The sequence below is a fragment of the Stenotrophomonas sp. SrG genome, from assembly GCF_050031795.1.
Taxonomy (GTDB): Bacteria; Pseudomonadota; Gammaproteobacteria; order Xanthomonadales; family Xanthomonadaceae; genus Stenotrophomonas; species Stenotrophomonas rhizophila_A.
Map to the genome: position 1 here is coordinate 1 of NZ_JBNBBE010000182.1, position 283 is coordinate 283.

At 65.0% G+C, this 283-nt stretch carries 1 pseudogene; it reads left to right on the top strand.

Annotation, left to right across the window (positions count from 1 at the left end):
• A pseudogene (locus ACQG3P_RS19450) lies at positions 1 to 219 on the top strand (hypothetical protein); the annotation flags it as partial.
• Positions 220 to 283: the final 64 nt, after the last annotated feature.

Genomic DNA, 283 nt, shown 5'->3' on the forward strand with positions numbered 1-283 from the left:
TTGCCTGGGTTGCGCTCCATTCTGCTGATGGTTGATGGTCAGAGCGATGACAACGAATTGACCGCGATGTTTCCCGGGCTGCGCGCGCCGGACGATGCGCTGGCCCAGCTGGCGGAGATGGGCCTGATCGAAGAGGTCGGTGGTGCGCTGGCGCCAGCCGCGCCACGGGCGCTGACCTCCGGTCGCGAACAGGGCCCGGTGCGGTACAAGCGGCTGTAGGACTGGATGAGCGAATCGGTGCGCAGACATCTCGGCCTGAAGGGCTACTTCCTGCAGCTCAAGA